Origin of the sequence: Bacillus sp. AFS002410 (genome assembly GCF_002556365.1) — a bacterium.
In the GTDB taxonomy this organism is placed as follows: domain Bacteria; phylum Bacillota; class Bacilli; order Bacillales; family Bacillaceae_G; genus Gottfriedia.
Window position 1 is genome coordinate 1 of record NZ_NUEU01000014.1, and the last position, 21,067, is coordinate 21,067.

Annotated in this window: 19 protein-coding genes and 2 other annotated features; of the genes, 4 read left to right on the forward strand and 15 right to left on the reverse strand. The window is 34.4% G+C overall.

Going from position 1 to position 21,067, the window contains the following annotated elements:
• The coding region (locus tag CN692_RS26140) for a hypothetical protein (protein WP_179874418.1) at positions 1-687 on the forward strand (687 nt) is incomplete at its 5' end.
• A 281-nt stretch (positions 688-968) separates the two neighbouring features.
• On the opposite strand, the gene pheT is transcribed toward CN692_RS26140, so the two are convergent.
• From pheT to CN692_RS10950, 3 genes are all read right to left on the reverse strand, one after another.
• Complete coding sequence (pheT, locus tag CN692_RS10940; protein ID WP_098119198.1) at positions 969-3,383, reverse strand: phenylalanine--tRNA ligase subunit beta; 2,415 nt, start codon at positions 3,381-3,383, stop codon at positions 969-971.
• 17 nt (positions 3,384-3,400) lie between these two features.
• Positions 3,401-4,435: a phenylalanine--tRNA ligase subunit alpha gene (gene pheS, locus CN692_RS10945; RefSeq protein WP_098119199.1), complete on the reverse strand. Its 1,035-nt coding sequence runs from the start codon at positions 4,433-4,435 to the stop codon at positions 3,401-3,403.
• 63 nt (positions 4,436-4,498) lie between these two features.
• Positions 4,499-4,745: a binding site (T-box leader), on the reverse strand.
• Positions 4,746-4,871: 126 nt separating this feature from the next.
• Entirely contained in the window at positions 4,872-5,621 is a 750-nt protein-coding gene (locus CN692_RS10950; RefSeq protein WP_098119276.1) for a TrmH family RNA methyltransferase, read from the reverse strand.
• Positions 5,622-5,725: 104 nt separating this feature from the next.
• Here CN692_RS10950 and sspI point away from each other — a divergent pair, with 104 nt between their 5' ends.
• Positions 5,726-5,935 (forward strand): small acid-soluble spore protein SspI, encoded by a 210-nt coding sequence (gene sspI, locus CN692_RS10955; RefSeq protein ID WP_098119200.1) that lies wholly within the window; start codon positions 5,726-5,728, stop codon positions 5,933-5,935.
• Positions 5,936-6,001: 66 nt separating this feature from the next.
• Here sspI and CN692_RS27020 read toward each other — a convergent pair whose 3' ends face one another.
• From CN692_RS27020 to CN692_RS10970, 3 genes are all read right to left on the reverse strand, one after another.
• Complete coding sequence (locus CN692_RS27020; RefSeq protein ID WP_098119201.1) at positions 6,002-7,741, reverse strand: glycine betaine ABC transporter substrate-binding protein; 1,740 nt, start codon at positions 7,739-7,741, stop codon at positions 6,002-6,004.
• 4 nt (positions 7,742-7,745) lie between these two features.
• Positions 7,746-8,948: a glycine betaine/L-proline ABC transporter ATP-binding protein ProV gene (gene proV / locus CN692_RS10965; protein WP_098119202.1), complete on the reverse strand. Its 1,203-nt coding sequence runs from the start codon at positions 8,946-8,948 to the stop codon at positions 7,746-7,748.
• Positions 8,949-9,969: 1,021 nt separating this feature from the next.
• Positions 9,970-11,061, reverse strand: coding sequence for a M42 family metallopeptidase (locus CN692_RS10970; RefSeq protein ID WP_098119203.1), 1,092 nt, complete (start codon positions 11,059-11,061; stop codon positions 9,970-9,972).
• A 192-nt stretch (positions 11,062-11,253) separates the two neighbouring features.
• On the opposite strand from CN692_RS10970, the gene CN692_RS10975 reads away from it, so the two are divergent.
• Both CN692_RS10975 and CN692_RS10980 read left to right on the forward strand, forming a co-directional pair.
• On the forward strand, positions 11,254-12,324 hold the full coding sequence (locus CN692_RS10975; RefSeq protein WP_098119204.1) for a nitric oxide synthase oxygenase: 1,071 nt from the start codon (positions 11,254-11,256) through the stop codon (positions 12,322-12,324).
• Between the two features lie 243 nt (positions 12,325-12,567).
• The gene (locus tag CN692_RS10980; protein ID WP_098119205.1) at positions 12,568-13,389 is read left to right on the forward strand and encodes an MBL fold metallo-hydrolase; all 822 of its coding nucleotides are present in this window, start codon (positions 12,568-12,570) and stop codon (positions 13,387-13,389) included.
• A 53-nt stretch (positions 13,390-13,442) separates the two neighbouring features.
• Here the strand turns inward: CN692_RS10980 and rplT are convergent, their stop codons facing one another.
• The 9 genes from rplT to CN692_RS11025 form a co-directional block, all read right to left on the reverse strand.
• A complete protein-coding gene (gene rplT / locus CN692_RS10985) occupies positions 13,443-13,799 on the reverse strand; it encodes a 50S ribosomal protein L20 (RefSeq protein ID WP_025568430.1) in 357 nt (118 codons plus the stop codon).
• Between the two features lie 42 nt (positions 13,800-13,841).
• Positions 13,842-14,042, reverse strand: a complete 201-nt coding sequence (rpmI, locus tag CN692_RS10990; protein WP_025568429.1) for a 50S ribosomal protein L35 — start codon at positions 14,040-14,042, stop codon at positions 13,842-13,844.
• A gap of 23 nt (positions 14,043-14,065) precedes the next feature.
• The gene (gene infC / locus CN692_RS10995) at positions 14,066-14,569 is read right to left on the reverse strand and encodes a translation initiation factor IF-3 (protein WP_142317429.1); all 504 of its coding nucleotides are present in this window, start codon (positions 14,567-14,569) and stop codon (positions 14,066-14,068) included.
• Between the two features lie 74 nt (positions 14,570-14,643).
• Positions 14,644-14,770: a sequence feature (ribosomal protein L20 leader region), on the reverse strand.
• A gap of 132 nt (positions 14,771-14,902) precedes the next feature.
• Positions 14,903-15,736, reverse strand: a complete 834-nt coding sequence (ytxC, locus tag CN692_RS11000) for a sporulation protein YtxC (RefSeq protein ID WP_098119207.1) — start codon at positions 15,734-15,736, stop codon at positions 14,903-14,905.
• Between the two features lie 111 nt (positions 15,737-15,847).
• Positions 15,848-16,783 carry a primosomal protein DnaI gene (gene dnaI, locus CN692_RS11005; RefSeq protein WP_098119208.1) on the reverse strand — a complete coding sequence of 312 codons (936 nt, stop codon included), beginning with the start codon at positions 16,781-16,783 and terminating at the stop codon, positions 15,848-15,850.
• A 14-nt stretch (positions 16,784-16,797) separates the two neighbouring features.
• On the reverse strand, positions 16,798-18,225 hold the full coding sequence (locus CN692_RS11010; protein WP_098119209.1) for a replication initiation and membrane attachment family protein: 1,428 nt from the start codon (positions 18,223-18,225) through the stop codon (positions 16,798-16,800).
• A gap of 36 nt (positions 18,226-18,261) precedes the next feature.
• Positions 18,262-18,732 (reverse strand): transcriptional regulator NrdR, encoded by a 471-nt coding sequence (nrdR, locus tag CN692_RS11015; RefSeq protein ID WP_098119210.1) that lies wholly within the window; start codon positions 18,730-18,732, stop codon positions 18,262-18,264.
• A 241-nt stretch (positions 18,733-18,973) separates the two neighbouring features.
• Positions 18,974-19,360, reverse strand: a complete 387-nt coding sequence (gene speD / locus CN692_RS11020; protein ID WP_088068549.1) for an adenosylmethionine decarboxylase — start codon at positions 19,358-19,360, stop codon at positions 18,974-18,976.
• A 634-nt stretch (positions 19,361-19,994) separates the two neighbouring features.
• A complete protein-coding gene (locus CN692_RS11025) occupies positions 19,995-21,014 on the reverse strand; it encodes a glyceraldehyde-3-phosphate dehydrogenase (RefSeq protein WP_098119211.1) in 1,020 nt (339 codons plus the stop codon).
• Positions 21,015-21,067 lie beyond the last annotated feature (53 nt).

Sequence of the window (21,067 nt, forward strand, 5' to 3'; positions counted from 1 at the left end):
GGGGCTACGGGGGCTACTGGCGCTACTGGTGAACGTGGTGCTACTGGTGCTACGGGTGCTACTGGCGCTACCGGTGCTACGGGGGCTACTGGCGCTACCGGTGCTACTGGCGCTACCGGTGCTACTGGTGCTACGGGTGAACGTGGTGCTACGGGTGCTACCGGTGCTACGGGTGCTACTGGTGTTACTGGCGCAACAGGACCGACTGGCGTTTGTGAATGTACTCCAATGTATGCAAATTTTTGGAATACTAATTCTCAAGGTAATATACCAACAAATACACCAGTATCCTTCAATACTGTCGGAGTGAATTCTGGAGATTTCGCCCTTATTGGAGGAACTACAATTACAGTAATGAGCACTGGAGATTATTTAATTAACTACAGTGTTATTTTTAGAAATATGGGTGGTACAGGCACACAACCAGTTGAAGGAGCTTATGCAATATTCACTGGAATATCTCCAACGTTTACAATCCTTCCAGGCAGCGAATTTGGAACTGGTGTAGATCTCCCTAATAGTAACACGACAAATTTACAAATCAATGGCGAGGTAATGGTACATTTCACAGCTGGAGATCAATTCCAACTTAGAAATATTGGTGCCACTCCAGACCATTTAGCAAACAGCGTTGATGGTGCAATGGTAAACAGTACTGCACTAACAATCGTTAGACTAGATATTTAGTAAAGATTCAATAAACTTACCTAAGATAAATTTTAGAGTATGATGATTGATATTAACTTAAATATCTGAATAAATACCCTTCAATAGTAGACAGTAAAAAGCTATACAAGTCTACTTTGAAGGGTTTTTTATTTATATTATTTGAAACGGTAATCTTACTTCTTCACCTGCATCTAAATTTTGAGCGATTGTATCAAAAATATAGGCAAATCCAGGTATACCTGCAGCACTAAAAAAACCAAGTTCTAAAAAAGAACTTGGTTTTTATCTATTTCAATTATTTACCCACGTAGTTGAGCATTATGTGTTTCTTCTACTGCTTTTAATACTTTAGAGTGAGATTTTGTTACTTCTTCATCCGTTAAAGTACGTTCTGGATCGAAATACGTTAATGAGAAGGCAACTGATTTTTTACCAGCTTCCATCTTATCACCTTCGTATAAATCAAAGATTGTAGCATCTTTTAGAAGTCTTCCACCAGTTGAACGAATTGTAGAAAGAATATCACCTGCAAATACTTTCGAATCAACTACTAATGCCATATCTCGGCTCATTGATGGGAATCGAGGAATTGCATTGTATAAAATATCATCAAATTCAGTGTTTAATAGCTTTTCAAGAGATAATTGGAAAACATAAGTTTCTTTAATATCCCATTCTTTTTGAGTAACAGGATGAACTTGACCGATAAAACCAATTTCTTCACCGTTTAATAAAATACTAGCAGTACGGCCTGGGTGTAATTCTTCTTTTTTAGTAGCAGTATAAGCTATTTTATTTGATAAACCTAGTTCACTAAATAATCCATCTAAAATACCTTTTACAACGTAGAAATCTACTGCTTTTTTCTCGCCTTGCCATGCATGTTGTAACCATAAACCAGTTAAAGCACCTGCTAAATATTCTTGTTCATGTGGAAGTTCGTTCTTTTCCTTTGTTAAGAAAACAGAGCCTGCTTCAAATAGTTGAACATTTTCTTCTTTACGTGCAACATTATATGCTACAGCGTCTAATAAATGAGGTACTAGGCTGAAACGTAACTCACTACGCTCTTCACTCATAGGTAATGCTAAACGTACAGGTTCTGCGTCTACAGTTTCTAGCGCAAAGCGTTTTACTTTATTATTACTTGTTAAAGAGTACGTAACTGCTTCGTAAAGACCTGCATGTTGTAAATACTTACGAATTTTTCTACGTTTCGCTTGATATGGTGTTAATTGTCCACGACTAGCAACACCTGTTGGTAATGTAGCAGGAATATGGTCATAGCCATATAATCTACCTACCTCTTCAACTAAATCTTCTTCTATTGAAAGATCACCACGACGGCTAGGAACAGTAACAGTAAATACTTCACCATTCTGTGCAGCTTCTAATCTTAAGCGACGGAAAATATCTTTAACAGTTTCTGCATCAATTGATGTACCAAGTACACCATTAATTTTACTTACAGATACTGATACTGATTTAGCGTCATCAACTAAGTTGTCAGCAATGACAGTGCCTTTTTCTAATGTTCCACCAGCAAGTTCAGCCATTAACTGAGCAGCACGTTCAGAAGCAGGGAATGTACGTGAAACATCAATTCCTTTTTCAAAACGAGCACTTGAATCGCTTCGTAAGCCTAGATCTTTTGAAGTTTGACGAACACTTTGGCCTCTGAAAACAGCTGATTCGATTAAAACATCAACAGTATTCTCATCAACCTCTGTACTTTGACCACCCATTACACCTGCAACTGCAACTGCTTCTTTATCTGTTGCAATAACTAAATTATGTGGTTGTAATGTACGTTCTTCACCATCAAGTGTAACGATTTTTTCGTTTTCCTTCGCGTGACGAACAATAATTTGACTGCTATTTAATTTATTAAAATCAAATGCGTGTAAAGGTTGACCATATTCAATTAAAATATAGTTCGTAATATCAACTACATTGTTAATAGGACGAATACCAGCGCTCATTAATCGAGCTTGCATCCATAAAGGAGAAGGTCCAATTTTTACACCTTTAACTAATTTAGCACTGTAGTAAGGAGCATCTTCTTTTGCTTCAATTGTAACGGAAACATAATTAGCATTTGCTGCTGAGTCCGCACTAATTGATGGAAGTTTCACATCACGGTCTAAAATCGCTGCTACTTCGTATGCTACACCAATCATATTTAAGCAATCTGCACGATTTGGTGTTAATCCAAGTTCTAATACTGCATCATCACGGTAAAGTACTTCTAATGCATCAGCACCTACTTCAGCATCGTTTGGTAAAACAAAGATTCCGTTTGAGAATTCTTTTGCAACTACCTTCCCTTCAATTCCTAACTCTTGAAGAGAACAAATCATACCTTCTGAAACTTCACCACGTAATTTTGCTTTTTTAATTTTAAAATTACCAGGTAAAACTGCGCCTACTTTTGCAACGATTACTTTTTGACCTTTTGCAACATTCGGTGCACCACAAATAATTTGGACTGGTTGCTCTTCTCCAACATCAACAGTACATTTTGATAATTTATCAGCCTCTGGATGTTGTTCACGTTCCATTACATAACCTACAACAACATTTTTAATTCCTTCAGAAAGAATATTAACTCCTTCAACTTCAATACCTGCTTTTGTAATTAACTTAGCAAGTTCGTCTGGTGTAACACCACTTAAATCAACGTATTCTTGTAACCATTTAGTCGATACAAACATGTTTTTCCCCTCCTACCTTACATTTGTTGGAATTGCTTTAAGAATCTTATATCGTTCGTATAGAAATGACGAATATCATCAATACCATATTTCAATAATGCAATACGTTCTGGACCCATTCCGAATGCAAATCCTTGAACTTCTTTTGGATTATATCCAGCCATCTCAAGTACGTTTGGATGTACCATTCCTGCACCTAAAATTTCAATCCATCCAGTTTGCTTACACATGTTACAACCTTTTCCGCCACATTTCATACAAGAAATATCCATCTCTACTGAAGGCTCAGTGAATGGGAAGAAACTTGGACGTAAGCGAATTTCACGATCTTCACCAAACATTTTTTTCGCAAAAAGTTGTAAAGTACCTTTTAAGTCACTCATCGAAATATTTTCGCCAATTACAAGACCTTCAATTTGCATAAATTGATGAGAATGTGTAGCATCGTCGTCATCACGGCGGTAAACTTTACCTGGACAAATAATTTTGATTGGTCCTTTTTCGGTATTTGCTTCCATTGTTCTTGCTTGAACAGGTGAAGTATGAGTTCTCATTAATGTTTCTTCTGAAATATAGAAAGAATCCTGCATATCACGCGCTGGGTGACCTTTAGGTAAATTTAATGCTTCGAAATTATAATAGTCCTTTTCAACTTCTGGACCCTCTGCAATTTCGTATCCCATTCCAATAAATAAATCTTCAATTTCTTGAATAACCGCTCTCAATGGATGTGCGCCACCTGCATGAACTGGTCTTCCAGGAAGTGTTACATCAATTGATTCGCTTTCTAACTTTTCATTGATTGCATTTTGTTCTAAGACAACTTGTTTTGCTTCAAGTTTCTCTTGAATTGCTGCACGTACTTCATTAGCTACAGCTCCCATTTTTGGGCGCTCTTCAGGAGATAAATCCTTCATTGCTTTCATTGCCTCAGTAATCGGACCTTTTTTTCCAAGATAGGCAATTCTCACTTCATTTAATGCTTTTAAATCTTTTGCTTCTTCTATTTGCTTAATCGCATCTGCTTGTAAAGAAACTAAACGCTCTTGCATGAATAATCCTCCTATTCAAATTCAAATTTTATATTTTTAAACATAAAAAAACCTCGCTCCCAAAAAAGGGACGAGGATTGATCGCGGTACCACCCTAATTAACAGTTATTATTCAAACACAAACTAACTGCTCACTTCATTCATTTAACGATCTACTTAGATAGACCGAGTCGCCTTTACATTAAAAATGGTCCCGGCGCTAGCTCAAGAGGTGAATTCAATTTGGTCTACTATAAAAGTGCTCACAGTCTACGACACTTTTTCCCTAAAATAGAGATTCAAATTTACTCTTCTCTGTCAAAGCTTTTATGTATTAAATTTTTCTTAATTAATTATATTGATTTTTTTCCATTTATGCAACTACTCATTTGAGTAAGAACTATGAAAATTCAATAATTAGTGGAATCGCCCTTTTTAACTTACTGTCTTTTCAGCCTCACAAGCTATACATTAGAATTCCTGCTGCAATACCAACGTTTAACGATTCAGCTTTACCATAAATTGGTATATACAGATTTTCATCCGTTAATGAAAGTAAGGTTGAATTTACACCCTTCCCTTCATTTCCTACAATAATGGCAAAACGATTTGAAGTTTTTACTTCGTTAAATGGTTTTGCATTTTGAAGAGAAGTTCCATAAACAGTTATTCCCTTTTCTTTCAAATTTGAAACTACTTCGGTTAAATCTCCTCGTAAGATCGGTAAATGGAATATTGATCCTTGGGTTGATCGAATCGTTTTAGCATTGTATAGATCACTTGTACCTGAACCTAAAATAACACCATCGAATCCAGCAGCATCCGCAGTTCGAATCATCGTTCCAACATTACCTGGATCTTGAACCTCATCAATTAATAATAATTTTGACACTTTCTCAAAATCAATTCTCACAAATGAAAATTCAATAATTGCAAAGATGCCTTGCGTCGTTTCTGTTTCACTTAATTCCTTACAAACATCTTTAGATATATACGTAATATCCATTGACCCTGTTGAAAAATTAGAAGGCAGATCAATTTCTTCACTGATTAACAAATGAAGAATCGGTGCATCCTGCTTTATTGCTTCCTCCACTAAATGAAAACCTTCAACGATATATTGTTTAGCCTTATCTCTTCCTTTTTTTGTGTGTAGTTTTTTCCAAGCCTTTACAGAATTATTTTGAATGGAATCAATTTGTTTCATAAAATTTCCTTTACCTTTCATCGTGTCTCATATCGTTTATCATACATAAAATCGTTTCCGTTTACAAATACTACATAAAGCTTAATATGAAAGGAGAATTCAAAATGAATTTTAATATTCGCGGTGCAGTTCTTCACAATATTTCAGGTAATAAAAGTGATCAATTAGAAGCAACAATTGTAGATGCTATTCAAAGTGGTGAGGAAAAAGTATTACCAGGTTTAGGGGTACTTCTCGAAGTTTTTTGGAGTCACGCTTCTGAAGACCAAAAGCATGATCTTCTCGCAGTATTAGAAAATGGAGTAAGTCAATAATTTAATCTGTAAAAACATAGAAAAGGACTAACCAAAGTTAGTCCTCTTCATTTTTTTAGTATGATTTTACTTCGTTTTACCTTTCAAATCATCTATTGAATTAATCTTCATATATTCTGGTACGACTAAGCCTAATTTTGTCCCTTTTAAATTCGGTCCTAAGTCAACCAATTGTTTTTTGTACTCATTCATATAATCTTTATGAGTTGTCGGAAGCCAAGCTGCAACCATTGCATCTGCACTTCCATCTGAAACACCAGCAAACATCGGTCCTGCCTCAACTTGTTTTAATGTAACGTCATAGCCTTGGTTTTCAAGTACTTTTCCAATCACATTTGTACTGGCAACTTCAGATTCCCATGAAACATAAACGAGACTAATTTTTTCACCATTTCCTTTTGACGTATCTTTCGTCCAATCATTTACTTGATTTTGATGCTTTTTGATCCAATGCGCCGCTGCATCTTCAGGTTTTGCACCATCTTGAACATCCTTCATAACTTCTTCCATATCATTCGGTTTCCATGAAAAGTTATCTAGAATCTTGTACGCTCCAGGAGCGTCTTCTTTTAATCCTTTTCTAACCACTGTGTGAATTTCTTCATCCTTACCAAATGAGCCTTTTGGATCTTCTAAATACTTTAATTTATATTTTGAAAACATCCAGTGAGGTGTCCAACCAGTTACAATAATAGGTTCTTTATTTTCATAAGCTTTTTTCAATTCAGCGGTCATCGCTGCAGATGAACCTTCTTTTAAAGTCCAATCCTTTAAACCATAATCCTTCATTGCTTTTGCCGTAGCTTTCATTAATCCAGCACCAGGGTCAATTCCCGTAATTTCAAAATTAACTTGTGCCCCTATTTTATTAGAAGATTTTTTTTGATCATTACCGCCTGTTAATGCTACTGAAATAGCGGATATACAAAAGATTATTGCAATAAAACCATACACATATTTTTTGGCAAACCTTTTCCCATAAGCAGGTTGACGAAGATTTTGAGAAATTCGATCCAGAATAATTGCAACGATAACAATCGAAATACCTGCTTCGAATCCTTCACCTACTTTGATTTGGGTTACAGCACGATAAACCTCTGCACCTAAACCTGGTGCACCTACTAGTGATGAAATAACAACCATTGATAAAGCAAGCATTATACTTTGATTAATACCAGCTAAAATTGTAGGTGCTGCTAACGGTAGTTGCACTTTAAAAAGTCTTTGCCATGTAGTAGAACCAAAAGCATTTGATGCTTCTATTAAATCGTTTGGAACCTCTCGAATACCTAAATTCGTTAAACGAATTGTTGGCGGTATTGCGAATATAACAGATGCTAAAATACCAGGTACGACACCAATTCCGAAAAAGAGAATTGCAGGAATTAAATAGACGAATGCTGGCATTGTTTGCATAAAGTCGAGTATTGGAGTGATTATTTGTTTCACTCGAATGTTTTGTGACGTCCAGATTCCGAGTGGAATACCGATTACAACTGTAATAACGATAGCTGATAAAATTAACGCTAACGATTGAATTGTAGCATCCCATAGGCCAAGATTATCAATTAATAACAATCCAAGTAATGTAAACAGTCCGACTGTCCACCTACTCGTATAAAAAGCAATTAATGAAATGATTAAAATTAAAATAATTGATGGGCCAAGTTCTAAAACTTTAACAAGGTTATTTAAAAGGGCTTCTGTGATGTGCGTAATTGAATTAAATAGTGGATGGAAAGTTTTTATAATCACGTCTACAATTTTATCAATCCACTCAGCTAATGGAATTTTTGGAATACCCATATATTTAACCTCCTTTTATATTTAAATCGTCTGTTTTACCCGCTAAAGCTCCGATAACTGCCCCGCGAATAATAACACCCTTTAATCGATTATTTTCATCTACAACAGCTAATGGAAGAGTAGAAGTTGCAAGCGCACCAATTACATCTGTTAATAAAGTATCTTCTTTAACAGACACAATGTCCTTTTGCATAACTTCCTCTACCGATTTATTTTTAATAAGAGCATTTGAAGCATCATCAGCAGTAATTGCACCAAGTAGCTTTTGTCGACGATCAATAACAAAAATACTAGAATACCCTTGATCTCTCATTATTTGCAGGGCTACTCGTGGTCCACGGTCCGGCGTAATTCTTTCAGCACGCTTTTGAACATGTGCTGCAGTTAGTACTTTTGAAAGATCGACATCTTCTACAAATCGCTCTACATATTCATTGGCTGGATTGACCATAATCTCTTCTGGTGTACCAATTTGCATTATGTTACCATCTTTCATTAAAGCAATTCTGTCCCCAATTCGTAATGCCTCATCAAGGTCATGCGTTATAAAAATAATCGTTTTTTTCATTGTCTCTTGTAGCTCTAATAATTCATCCTGCATATCTTTACGAATTAACGGATCGAGCGCACTGAAGGCTTCATCCATTAATAAAATGTCTGTATCACTCGTTAGTGCCCTTGCAAGGCCAACACGTTGTTGCATACCACCACTTAACTGTGAAGGGTATTGATGCTCATAACCTTTTAGACCAACGATTTCTAGTGATTTCAGAGCTTTTTCTGTTCTTTCAAGCTGCGAAATATTTTGTACTTCAAGTCCATATTCAGTATTTTCTAGAATCGTCTTGTGCGGAAACAAAGCGAAATTTTGGAATACCATACTGATTTTTTTACGACGAACATTCCTTAATTGCTGTGGATTCATCTTTACGATGTCATCATCATCAATCAATATTTGTCCGGCCGTAGGCTCAATTAATCGATTGAGCATTCTAATCAACGTTGATTTACCACTTCCCGATAATCCCATTACAACGAAGATTTCACCTGGATAAATTTCAAAGCTCGCGTTATTCACACCAATAGTAGAGTTTGTTTGCTCTAATATTTGCTTTTTTGAATATCCTTTTTCTAGTAACTTAATGGCGTTCTTTGGAGACTTACCGAAAACCTTTGTTACGTTTTTTACTTTAACTTTTGCTTTCATTAACTCACCTCAAAACTAATTTTATTTCGCTTTTCATTGTCTAAATAAAGACTCTCCAATAATAAAATTAGCCAAGTACTTTAAAAGTCTTGGCTCCTTCAGTAACTCAATTTACAAATTGACTTACCACTATAATTAGCTGAAAACAGTATTACAATTCATTTCCGAGTAACCTTATTTGAAAAGCATGCAATAATCATAACAATAGAATATGACAAAATTATTTCAAACTAGTTATAGGAACAATACAGTTTGTTTCAGTTCGATAACGTAGGTTGGGCTGTGTGAGGTGTGAGAAAGGCATGAAAAGTTGGCAGGATGGGAGATGAGAGTATGTGGATTAGGTGTTTGAGAGTGGCTATTAAGAGTAAGTCATATTAGTTAAAAGTTGACTGCTAATTAATTTTGATATCCTCAAATAAAATTGACAGAACTACAATTATAATCCGAAAAATCGTAATTAAGATGCGTATTGCAATTAAATTTCGGGAATCGCAATTAAGATGTAGATCACCACAATTAATCTGCGGTCTACAATTAAATTTAAAAAGATGTAGATCACCTCAATTAATCTGCGGTCTGCAATTAAATTTCGAGAATCGCAAATAAAATAGGCAAAACTGCAATTAAATTTCGATTATCGCAATTAAAATTAGCAAAACTGCAAATAAAATCCGATGAATCGCAAATAAACTAAGAAAATACTCCTACCAGTATAGGTATTAAAGCTTAATAAGCCATGAAAGTATGAAATTTTCAGGTGGATACTATGCAAAACTGCTTAAAATTTTCTTTTATCGAATAAAAACGAATAGAAATCTGCTAATTTTCTATAGAATGGATTGTTACAGCTCATCGATCCCCCCATTTTCAGTATTATTTTCCGGCTATTTTAATTAACTGTTTGTGATGCTTTAATTTAACGAACAATTGGTATAGTTCACAGTTTAAAAAGTATTCGTAACAAAAAAAGAACGCCCCACTTGTCAGTTAATCTGACTTATGGAACGCCCTCTTTTTATTAGTTATATGTTAATCGGTCAACTGTTTGACGGTCTAAGCGTTTAATTACTTCTACGATTAATTTAACTGTGTTTTCATAATCATCGCGATGAAGGATACCTGAATGAGAATGAATATATCTAGTTGGGATTGTGATTGCAATTGCAGGTACACCATTCATTGTAATGTGCATTGAACCTGCATCTGTTCCACCACCAGGCATTGCTTCATATTGATATGGTATTCCTACTTCATCTGCAACACTTACAACGAACTCTCTTAAATCTTTGTGAGATACCATTGAAGCATCGTATAAAACAATTTGTGGTCCTTTGCCTAATTTTCCTTGTGCTTCTCTGTCAGATACACCAGGCATATCACCAGCAACACCAACATCTAGTGCAAAACCAATGTCAGGTTGTATTTTGTATGTAGATGTTTTTGCACCACGTAGTCCTACTTCTTCTTGTACAGTACCAACACCAAATACGACATTAGGATGTGCTTGGCCTTGTAATTGCTCTAATACGTCAATTGCAATAGCACAGCCGATACGGTTATCCCAAGCTTTTGCTAGTAATAATTTTTCGTTCTTCATCGTTTGGAATTCAAAATATGGCACTACTTGATCGCCAGGACGCACGCCGAACTCTAATGCTTCTTCTTTACTTGAAGCACCGATATCTATGAACATATCTTTAATATCTACAACTTTTCGTCTTGCTTCTGCACTCATAATATGAGGTGGCTTTGAACCGATAATTCCTGTAATATTTCCTTCTTTTGTAGTAATGGTAACACGTTGTGCAAGCATAACTTGAGACCACCAGCCACCAATTGTTTGGAAACGTAAAAATCCTTTATCGTCAATTTGAGTTACCATAAAGCCAACTTCATCAAGATGTCCAGCAACTTCAATTCTTGGTCCGTTTGAGTCACCAGTTTTAATTGCTATTAAACTACCTAAGTTATCTGTTACTACCTCATCAGCCAGTGGCGTAATATATTTTCTCATTACTTCACGTGGTTCATGTTCAAATCCAGCTACACCGTTTGCATCTGTTAGTTCTTTTAACATTTGTAACTTTGCATCTAAAGTAGACAAACTCATCCATCCTTTTTTTAATTAAGATTATGTACCATTACATTATACAGTTTGGTATTCTTTTTGACAAAATCTTTAGACTTTTCTTCAATTCCTACTTTAAACATATATATTTCATATTAATTTTCTCCTAATTATTTGTGGGGTATAATAAATAAACTATTAATCAATTTTTAATTTACCCTACTGGAGATTACTATGATAACAACATCAGCTTTATATAAAGAAGCATCACAATTTATTTCGCAATGTTATAAGGAACTCAATCAATCTGATCAAATAGAAGCACGATTAAAAAGTATTGAAATTGAAATTCAAGAGACTGGGTTTTACACTCATACTTATGAAGAGTTAGAACATGGTGCAAAAATGGCGTGGCGCAATAGTAACCGTTGCATTGGTAGATTGTTTTGGGATAAACTCCATGTTTTAGATGCCCGCCATATCAATGATGATGATAGTATTGAACAGGAAATCTTACATCATATAAAATATGCTACAAATTCAGGTAAGATTTTGCCTACAATTACAGTATTTAAAGCGAATCTAGGAACAAACAATTCTCTAACGATCCATAATCACCAATTAATACGATATGCTGGCTATGAAACTGAAAATGGAATAATTGGTGACCCAAAATCAATCAATTTTACAAAAGAATGTGAAAGACTAGGTTGGATGGGGAATCATACTAACTTCGATATATTGCCCATTGTTTATTCTTTAGACAATAACGAACCAAAGTATTTCAAGATTCCAAATGAACTCATTCTTGAAGTACCGATTGAACATCCCGAATACGACTTTTCTTCTTTGAACGCTAAATGGTATGCAGTTCCGATGATTTCGGAGATGAATTTAGAAATAGGTGGAATATCTTATAGTGCTGCTCCGTTTAATGGATGGTATATGGGAACTGAAATAGGTGCGAGAAATTTTGCTGATGAGTTTCGTTATAACATGTTACCGAAAGTAGCTACTATTATCGGTTTAGATACAAAAAGAAATAGCACACTTTGGAAAGATCGGGCACTTGTTGAATTAAATATTGCAGTTTTACATTCCTATAAAAAAAATGGTGTAAGCATTGTTGATCACCACTCTGCGGCACAGCAATTTCTTCAGTTTGAAAAACAAGAAGAAGCATGTGGCCGAGAACTAACCGGGAATTGGAAGTGGTTAATCCCACCGATGTCACCTGCTACAACTCATGTATTTCATAAACGATATGAAGATACTACGATTAAGCCGAATTTCTTTCCAAAATAGATAAAGAAAACTCGCCGATTGGCGAGCCTTTAGGCGAAGACAGAGGGGTAGTTGCACTTATACTTATACCTAAAATCGGCATCTACGTCGACTGATCTTCACCCCTTCCAATTTATACTTTCTTAATGTGTAAATAAAACCTTAAAGAATTAACTTAGCTTAATTCATTAAGGTTTTTTCGTTTATTTGTTACAATATTATGTATCAGCTTAATTTTCTAATAATTTATGAAGGAGTATTTCAATGATATTATTTCAAAATGACAATGTTACAGTATTTCAAAGTGCATTATTTCAAACAAACTCAACTGTCGTAGCAACCGATGATTGTATCATTATAGTTGATCCAACTTGGTTACCTCATGAAATAAATGAGATAAAAGAGTTTGTTGATTCAATTAAGAAGGACCGTCCAATTTATTTATATTTTACTCATGGAGATTTTGACCATATTATTGGCTATAATGCATTTCCAACCGCTCAAACAATTGGAAGTGAAAACTTACATAACCATCCTGAGAAAGAAATTAAAGTAGCAAAAATTCGTCAATTCTATAATGATAATTATATTAATTATGTGGAACCTATTGAATTTCCAAGAGTTGATTTGATTATTAGTGAAGAAGGTCAGGAAATAAAAATCGGACAGACTACGTTAAGATTTTACACTGCTCCGGGGCACACTAAAGATGGTTTGTTTCTTTATATTGAAAATTTAGGAGTGTGGATTACAGGAGATTATTTATCTGACTTTGAGTTACCGATTGTATTTGATAGCGTGAAGAGTTACTACAATACATTAGATAAAGCAGAGGAACTAATTAGTAAGTTCGAGCTTACATTATTAATTCCAGGTCATGGTCAAGTTTCATCAAATAAAGAAGAAATAAACAGAAGGATTGAACTGGGTAGAAATTACTTAAAAAGACTTCAAAATGCTGTACAGGAAAATAAAGAAGCAGAAATAAATTCATTTGAAACAGAATTTTTATTTCCTTCTGGCTTCACAAAATATTGTCATGAATCAAATGTTAATAACATGAAAAAAGAATTTAGCTTAGTTTAAAAATAAATCAAATAAAAAAAATCCTTAACAATTGTTAAGGATTTTTTAAATAATTATTTTAAGTTAGCTTTAGCAGCGTTTGCTAATTCAGCAAATGCTTTTTCGTCAGCTACAGCTAGGTCAGCTAACATTTTACGGTTAACTTCGATACCAGCTAATTTTAATCCGTGCATTAAACGGCTGTAAGAAAGTCCGTTCATACGAGCAGCCGCGTTGATACGAGTGATCCATAATTTACGGAAATCACGTTTCTTTTGACGACGGTCACGGTAAGCATACATTAATGATTTCATAACTTGTTGGTTTGCAACTTTGAATAATGTATGTTTAGAACCGTAATAACCTTTTGCTAATTTAATAACCTTTTTACGACGAGCGCGTGTAACTGTACCGCCTTTAACTCTTGGCATATTGTTTCCCTCCTAGATATCTATCTAATACGTTTATCGTTCTTATTTCATGTTTGTAAGCATAAAGCGGATACGTTTGAAATCGCCTTTACTTACTAATGAAGCTTTACGTAATTTACGTTTTGCTTTTGTAGATTTGTTAGCGAATAAGTGGCTTGTGTAAGCACGACCACGTTTTAATTTACCTGATCCAGTCTTTTTAAAACGTTTTGCTGAACCACGGTGAGTTTTCATTTTAGGCATATCGTGTTTCCTCCTCAAATAAATTACTTTTCGTTTTTAGGTGCTAAGACTAAGAACATACTACGACCGTCCATTTTAGGGTGTGACTCAACAGTTGCAACTTCTGCACAAGCAGTTGAGAAACGATCAAGTACTCGTTGTCCAATTTCCTTATGCGTAATAGCGCGTCCTTTGAAACGAATAGACGCTTTAACTTTATCGCCTTTTTCTAAGAACTTAATTGCATTACGAAGTTTTGTGTTAAAGTCATGTTCATCAATTGTAGGACTTAAACGAACTTCTTTCATGCTAATAATTTTTTGGTTTTTACGACTCTCTTTGTCTTTCTTTTGTTGCTCGAAACGGAATTTACCGTAGTCCATTATGCGACATACAGGTGGTTTAGCCGTTGGTGCTACCATCACTAGATCAAGATTAACATTCGAAGCTAACTCAAGAGCCTCTTGTTTTGACTTGATTCCAAGTTGATCTCCGTTAGGACCAATTAATCGAACTTCACGAGCACGAATTCCATCGTTTACCATCATGTCTTTGCTAATAGTAAAACACCTCCAAGGTATTGTAAGAATGAGCTTAATTTGTATCGTTGAAGCAATTACGACCCAACAAAAAAGTGTGGGTATATAAATACACCCACACTGACAGTATCAAAGTAATTAATGATTCTGTTACCTGATAACAACTTGTAGCGTCATCCAGGTGAGAAGCGGGTGCCTCTTCTTCAACAAATAAGTATTCTTTTCTTTCGTTACTATAACATAGCGACATGATGTTGTCAATCTTCGTATGCTTTGTTCGCAACGAAATTTATTATATCAAAGAAACTTATTTATGACAATGCTTTTTTTAAATGTATATTTTCATTTCAATTTTTCCTGCGAAAACTCTTGTAATGTATGTATTAGGACTCGTTCTTGAAATATATTTTGTAATGTAATAATTAATGAGATATCAACTGATGAAGTGTATAAATGGATTCTTTTAGGAGCTATTGCAGTTAAAGGCAATATTAATTCATTATCTATATAATCCCTATTTCCAGCTTGCTTACCATATCCTTTTAACACCTCTTTAGAGAGTGGTAAAAAAAGATGATCATATACACAAAACTTCCCATCATACACGATATGAACATGCGGAATGAGCGCGTCTGTTTTAAGAACCTGCTGTCTTAAGCTTTCAATAAGATTTTGATACTCATTTTCTAATTTGTATTCGTCGATCGCAATCTCACAAACATAAGCTAACTGTTTATAATATTCTTTCAGGCGAAATGTAATAAATGAATCAAAACTGAAGTTTACTCCATCTTTTAAATAGGTAGAAATGGCATGTGATACTAAATGCTTACTCCTACGAATTTTTTTCTGATTTGGAATGCTCCGTCTAGTTCCTCTTAATAAAGATTGTGCGATTGGTATGATTTGACTTTGTTCGTCTTCCTCATAGAAAAAAGATGTATGTAAAATGGACTGAATCCATTTATCTTCTTTTTGAAGTAAAATAAATTGTACTAGTGTCGGAACTAAAATACTTTTTATTAAATCTTCAGTGTTTTGAGGAAATGTGATTAAAATTGTATTGATTTTGTGTCTTCTTAAAAAGTATGGTCTCGATTGCTTTTTTAAGCGTTTTTGTAATCGTTCGTAGACATAAGCTGCATCAATGGGTTCATTGAAAAAAATTTCAATCACCCTGTTCCCCCCTTTCTAGCACCACCTAGTCCTATATATATTAAAGTAATAATTAAAAAATGACGCAAAATCACATTGTTATTTGTGATTTTACGCCATTTTTTGTTTTTTTTATGAATGTCTTAAATTAGTACCTGAAATCTTAACTGGTTTTGCTAAAAATTTTACTCGATCTACAATACGAGCAGCTTTCACTCTTTCTTCCTCTCCACGTTGAGAGTAAGTCAAATGATGTTCTAATTGAGTTAAATCGGCGTTAGATGTAAAGAATGTAGGCAGTTTTTCTAACATACGATATTGAAGAATCGTTCCTAATATTTCGTCTCTTGCCCAACTAGACATTTGTTCCGCGCCAATATCATCTAACATAAGAACTTCTACTTTTTTTACAACTTCAATTTTTTCTTCTAATGTGCCATCGCTAATAGAACTTTTTAGTTCACGTAAAAATTCAGGTAAATAAACGAGCATCGAACCAATTTCTTCCTCTGCTAATTCATTTGCAATAGCCCCAAGGATAAAAGTTTTCCCAACACCAAATGGACCATGTAAATATAAACCTTGCGTCATTTTTCCCTTTTCATAGTTCATGATAAACTGCCTTGCTGCTGAAATTGCTTCAAAACGGCCAGGGTCTTCTAATGACAAATTGGACATAGACGCTTGCAGTACATCTTTTGGTAAATACATACATTTAATCAATGACTCATGTTTTTTGCGTTTGTCATTTTTAATGCCATTTGGGCAACGATCGTATTGAACATCGATTCGCTTCCCTTGAATAATCAAATGAGGATGATATCCATGCACCATATTTTTGCATTCGCTAAATGATGGGCAATCTTCACAATTTACACTTTGGCCAATGTATTCATAAAGTTTGATTAAGCTACTATCAATCATTTTATCCGTAATTTCATTTCTATGCTCATTTAAAAACGAAACAATTTTTGGGTGACTACGGACTTCTTGTTGCATTTTTTGAAATGTGTCTTGGAATTGTTTATTCTTCATTAATGCACTAAATGCGTTTTGAATTGGTTCCACTTATGTCCCCCCATTTACCGTTTCTTTTTATTTTTAAACATTTCTAGTTCTTTTTCTAGTCGTTTTCGTTCTTCATCTATCGAAGAATCATTTGTGCTATTCATTGCTACTGAATCTTTTGGTACTTCAGTTGTATTCGGTTGAAGCCAATCAGGTACAATTTCAGTTCGAATTGCTTTATTGCGTCTATTATTTGTTCGCGTTTTAGCAGCAGTTGCACTTTGTTTAGTTTCTTCAAACTCTTTGCGAGCAAGATCCATAGCTTGTTTAACTGTTGTTACACCTTTTCGTGCCCAGTGACTGGCAATCTTAATAACGTAATTTCTAGAAAGTTTTTTATCTAAACGAATCATTACATAATCGATTAACACATTCGCTACGCCAGGTAGAAGTTTTTGTTCAATCATAATTTCTTCAATTATCTTCAAATCAGCTTCACTTGGTTCAGCTCCACCAGATATCTCCTTTAAATATTGACGAGGAGATATTGTTTCAAAGCAATGAATTAATTTTTCTTCTTGAGTTGTTGGCTGTTCATTCCCCATTTGTCTATGTTGAATTGGCTGAACCTTTTCAACAATCGTAGGTAAAGCTTCGTGATGCTGGAATTGGTACCAATCTCTTGCTTCTAATCGAAGTGTCTCTATATTAATTTTATTTTCTTCATTTAGTGAACGCATTACAATTGTTTTCATCTGAATCGGATTTATTCCATATAAAAATGCAAGTTTTAAAATGGTTTCTTTTACGTCTGAAGTAAATGATCGTTTTGGAACAAACGAATCTGAAAGACCGTCTAAAAATAAATCATAATCAAACTCTTCCATTTTCACAGAAATTTTAACAGACTGACTGTCTTGTAATATTTTCGTATCATTTGATGTGGAAAGATCGTTACTTTGCTGAATTTCATTTAATTGTTCTACCGTAATGGTTTGAAATACTGAATCAAACGACCTAGATATCTCACGAAAGCCATCTTTCGAAAATGCTTGTCTACTAAAAAAGTTTTTTGTTCGTTGATATTGTGTTTTCCCAATTGTTTTAAACAGAAAGATATTTAGAATAGGATCTTCGAAAAAAGAATGAGGATCTAGCGGAGATTGAAGCTCATAAAGAAGCTTTTTCGTACTGTTTTCAAACCCTTCATAAACTTTAAGTAAGCCAATTCCTTCAAGGATTAATCTTTGTTCATAAATTGATTTTAAATTATTTTTCATTCCAAGCATTAATGAATGATGTGTTAATGTATTAGGATGAAGATCCGTTTGCTCACATTCACCCCATAGTGTCATATATAAACTTAAAGCTTGACTGCCAATAATCGGCTGATACAACATCGTCAAAACTTGTCTATGAAAATTATGTAAATAGCCTGCTGCCGTTACAGTATAAGGATCCGCAGGGAGAACATCCATCCAATGTTGCTTATCAATAGACATTCAAACCTTCCTTTCTTGTATCAAAAGAGCGAAGTATTATTCGTCTTTACCTCGCTCTTTGCTAATTAAATCTTTTAATTCATCAATGAATACATTAATATCTTTAAATTGACGATAAACAGACGCGAATCGTACGTACGCAACTTCATCAACCTTTGATAAATGCTCCATGACCATTTCTCCTAGAACTTCACTTGGAACTTCAGATGTTCCACTATTTTTCAGTTCTTTTTCAATGCTATGAATAATGTCCTCTAGCTGAGATAAAGAGACAGGGCGTTTCTCACATGCTTTAATCAGTCCCCTTAACATCTTATCTTTACTAAATTCTTCACGAGCTCCCTCTTTTTTTACAACTAAAATAGGATTATCTTCAACTCGCTCAAAAGTTGTAAAACGATGCTGACATTCTTCACATTCACGCCTTCTTCTAATTGAACGACCTTCATCAACTGGTCTACTATCAAGTACTCTTGTCCCATTAAAGTTACACGTTGGACATCTCATCGTTATAGTTCAACTCCAAACACTAAATTGTTTAAACGTATTATTATAACTCTATACTATAACAAATTCAAAATAAACTAAAGTTTATTTCTAAAATGTCACAAAGACCTAGTTCTTGCAAATATTTTTTACTATGCAAAGCTAGTTCATTCCATAAACGTCTATGTAAATACAATATTAATTAAATTAGTTAAAAAGAAAACAAAAAAGAGAGATGAAAAATCACCTCTCTCAATTCTTTTTAGTTACCGTTTACAACTTTTACATTATTAACTTGAATGGGACCCATTCCTCTTGGTAGCTCAACGTTTTCGCGAGTATCAGCTTCTAAAGCTTCAGCGATAAAGTTTGCAGCTACATTTGGATCAATTCTATCACCGCAAGTGTAAACATCAATACTTGCATAACCATGCTCAGGAAAACTGTGAATAGTTAAGTGTGATTCTGAAATGATTACGACACCACTAACGCCATGAGGAGCGAACTTGTGAAAAGCAACTTCACGAACTTCTGCACCAGAGCGTAACGCAGCATCAACAAAAGTTTCCTCAATAAATTTCATATCATTTAATTTTTCTGTATTGCATCCCCATAATTCTGAAATGACGTGACGACCCATAGTATCCATATTCATTTCCCCCTTAAATAATTTGTCATGACTTCTATTGCGAAAGTATGATCAACTACCACGGGGGAAAGTTAGTCCAAAGAGGTCCTAACCCTTTAAGTAATTAGTTATACTTTTAGAAGTTCACGAAAGTTAGTATACTTTCTTTAAATTTGAATTGCAAGATAAATTTTATTTTTTTGTTATTTACTGGATTAATTGTGAAGAAATTGGGTCAGGAAAATATAGAAGATCCATTGGCGCTACTATTATTTCAAAGCAACAAAAAGGAAACCATAAAGGGTTTAAGTGTAAAAGATTGGTGCATTCTTAAAACTTCAATCTTATTTATAGACTCCTTTTTTAAATATATTATGTCGTACTAATCTTTAGTCAAAATATGGATAAAAAGTGTTTAAAATAAGACTTGTTGATTGGAACGAAAGGCACTCGATTCCCCAAAGAAATGCAGGAAGCCTAAATACCCCGCAAACGTTCTTACTTACATATCAAGTCACAAATATATTCTGTAAAACAGAACATTAGTATGACACTTTTAAATATCATACAACTTCAAAAAGACTAACCAGATTAACTAGTTAGCCTTTTGTATTCGTTTACATAATTTTATATGTTCAATACTATCTTTTAATTTTTAAACCGTTTCAAGCTTTTTTATTTTTGATGCAACGATTGACACTAAGTCAACTACTCGTCTTGAATAGCCCCACTCATTATCGTACCAAGCTAATACTTTTACTTTTGTACCATCGATTACCATAGTAGAAAGAGCATCAATAATCGCAGAATGTGTATTTGTATTAAAATCAATTGATACTAATGGCTCATTGCAGTATTCAACAATTCCGCTCATTGAACCTTTTGATGCTGTTTCAAATACTTCATTGATATCCTCAACTGTTACTTCTCTCTTTAAATCAACAACTAAGTCAACAAGAGAAACGTTTGGAGTAGGAACACGTAAAGCCATACCATGTAATTTTCCATTTAAGTGTGGAAGTACTTTTGATAATGCTTTAGCTGCACCTGTAGTTGTTGGAATTATTGACTGGCTACAAGCACGTGCACGACGTAAATCCTTATGCGGATTATCGATATTTTTTTGATCATTTGTAAATGAATGAACTGTTGTCATTAAGCCGTTTACAATACCGAATTGCTCATCAAGTACTTTTACAACTGGCGCTAAACAGTTTGTAGTACATGATGCATTTGAAATGATGTGATGTTTTTCTAAATCTAATTGATCATCATTTACTCCAATTACTACTGTAATATCTTCATTTTTACCAGGTGCAGTTAAAATTACTTTTTGTGCTCCAGCAGTAATGTGCATTTTTGCTTTTTCAGCATCATTAAATTTACCTGTTGCTTCAATAACTATATCAACATTTAGCTCGTTCCATGGAAGTAACTCAGGATTTCTTTCGCTAATTAGTTCCACACGCTTTCCATCAACGATTAAATGATCTGCGTTTGCAATAACTTCACCATCAAATTTACCGTGAACTGTGTCATACTTAATTAAGTGCGCTAAAGTTTCAGAAGGATAGCTTGCATTAATTGCTACTATATTATAATCACCATTTTTAATTGCTTGACGGAAAACCATGCGTCCGATTCGACCAAATCCATTTATTGCTACATTTACCATAAGTAAACCCCCAATTAAGTTATACTGTTTATTATCTCCCTGCAATTAGTATA